The sequence below is a fragment of the Actinoalloteichus spitiensis RMV-1378 genome, assembly GCF_000239155.1.
Lineage (GTDB): Bacteria > Actinomycetota > Actinomycetes > Mycobacteriales > Pseudonocardiaceae > Actinoalloteichus_B > Actinoalloteichus_B spitiensis.
This window is the reverse complement of the sequence record NZ_AGVX02000382.1, coordinates 1-2,262: the sequence shown is the minus strand read 5'-3', so window position 1 is coordinate 2,262 and position 2,262 is coordinate 1. Positions and strand designations below refer to the sequence as shown.

Genomic DNA, 2,262 nt, shown 5'->3' with positions numbered 1-2,262 from the left:
TGGTCACCGATACCGAGCATGAGCACCTGGTCCCGGCCGGGGTCGCGGTGTGGACCGTGGACGGCGCGGTGACCGAGCCCGGCGCGGGACCGGCGGATGTGATCCGCGGGTTGGTCGAGGTCACGGCTCCGGTGACACCCGACCGGGCTGCCTACGTGATCTACACGTCCGGGTCCACCGGCCGTCCCAAGGGCGTGATCGGTACCCACCGGGGGTTGATGACCCGGTGGGCCTGGTTCACGCAGGCCTACCCCGAGCAGCGGGGTGTGCCCGTGCTCGCGCGGGGATCGGTGTCGTTCCTGGACTCGGCCACCGAGATCCTGGGCACCCTGCTCGAGGGCGGTCGGGTCGTGCTGGCCGATGAGACCGAGATGAAGGACCCGGTCGGGTTGGTCGGGTTGGTCCGGGCCCACCGGGTGGAACGGGTCACGATGGTGCCCAGCCTGCTGGCGGTGGTGCTGGACGTCATCGCCGCTGACCCGGAAGCCGTCGCGTCGGTGTCCTGTTGGGTGTCCAGCGGGGAACCCCTGCCCGCTACCGTGGCCACTCGTTTCGCTGCCCTGCTGCCCGGTGCCCGGTTGCTCAACCTCTACGGGGCGTCCGAGGTGGCCGCGGACAGCCTGGCCCAGGAGGTCACCGGGCTTCCGGTGCTGGTGGGTACCCCGATCAGCGGGACCCGGGTCCACATCCTCGATGCCGGTCTGCGTCCGGTGCCGGTGGGGGTCCCTGGTGAGGTGTACGTGGCCGGTGCTGGTCTGGCCCGGGGCTATATCGACCGGCCGGGGGTGACCGCGCACCGGTTCGTGGCCGATCCGTTCTCCCGGGCAGGGGACCGGTTGTACCGGACCGGGGACGTGGCCCGGTGGGACCGGTGGGGGCGGGTGGAGCACCTGGGGCGGTCGGACGCGCAGGTGGTGCTGCGGGGTTTCCGGATCGAGTTGGGGGAGATCGAGGCGGTGTTGCGGTCCTGCCCCGGGGTGGAGCAGGCGGTGGTGGTGGTGCACACCGATACCACGGGGACGGATCGGATCGTGGGGTATGTGACCGGTGCGGTCACCGGTGCCGGGGTGCGGGAGTTCGTCGGGGGTCGGGTACCGGAGTACATGGTGCCTTCGGTGGTGATGGTGGTGCCGGTGTGGCCGGTGACGGCGTCGGGGAAGGTGGATCGGGCGGGGTTGCCCGAACCGGTGTGGGAGTCGGGGGTGGGGTATGTGGGTCCCCGGTCGGTGGTCGAGGCCCGGTTGTGCCAGGTGTGGCAGGAGGTGCTGGGACTGGACCGGGTCGGGGTCCACGACGACTTCTTCACCCTGGGTGGGCACTCGCTGATCGCTACCCGCCTGGTCGCCCGGATCCGGGCGGTGCTGGGCGTGGTGGTCTCGGTGCGGGAGGTGTTCACCGCCCCGACAGTGGCTGGTCTGGCCGTGCGGGTGGTACGGGCCCGGCAGCGGCGGCTCCCGCCGATCACCCCGGTGGTGCGGGAGGGGCAGTGGGTGCCGTTGTCCTCGGCCCAGCAGCGGTTGTGGTTCCTGCACGAGTTCGACCCGACCGGGGTGGAGTACCACACCGGGTTCGGGTTGCGGTTGGTCGGGCCGGTGGATCTGGGGGCGGTGCGGGCGGCGGTGGCCGGGGTGGTGGCCCGGCACGGGGTGTTGCGGTCGGTGTTCGACACCGTGGACGGGCAGGGAGTGCAGCGGGTGGTGCCGGTGGAGGAGGCGCCGGTCGTGGTGGGGTGGGTGGATGTCTCGGGTGCGGTGGATCCGGGGGCGGAGCGGGATCGGGTGGTCGCGGATGTGGTGGGGCAACCGTTCGATCTGCGGTCGGGTCCGGTGGTGCGGGTGGTGGTGGTGCGGGAGTCACCGGAGTCGCATGTGCTGGTGTGGGTGATGCACCACCTGGTGACGGATGGGTGGTCGATGGGTGTGGTGGTGCGGGAGTTCGGGGAGGGGTACGCGGCGGCGGTCGCGGGTGGCGCGGGGTCGTGGTCGGAGTTGCCGGTGGGGTATGCGGATTTCGCGGTGTGGCAGCGGGAGTTGTTCTCGGGTGAGGTGTTGGCGGGGCAGGTGGGGTACTGGCGGGAGCGGTTGGCTGGTGTTCCGGTGTTGGAGTTGCCCACCGACCACCCACGACCCCCCGTGCGGACCTCGGCGGGAGCGGTGCACCGCTTCACGGTGCCCGCCGCGCTCACGGGCACGCTCCACGAGCTGGCCCAGTCGCGGGGCGCCACGCTGTTCATGGCGTTGACGGCGGTGACGCAGCTGTTGT

1 protein-coding gene is annotated in these 2,262 nt (G+C 71.6%); it reads left to right on the top strand.

Annotated elements, in window-relative coordinates:
* Positions 1–68 precede the first annotated feature (68 nt).
* The coding region (locus tag ACTIDRAF_RS33875; RefSeq protein WP_211215367.1) for a condensation domain-containing protein at positions 69–2,262 on the top strand (2,194 nt) is incomplete at its 3' end.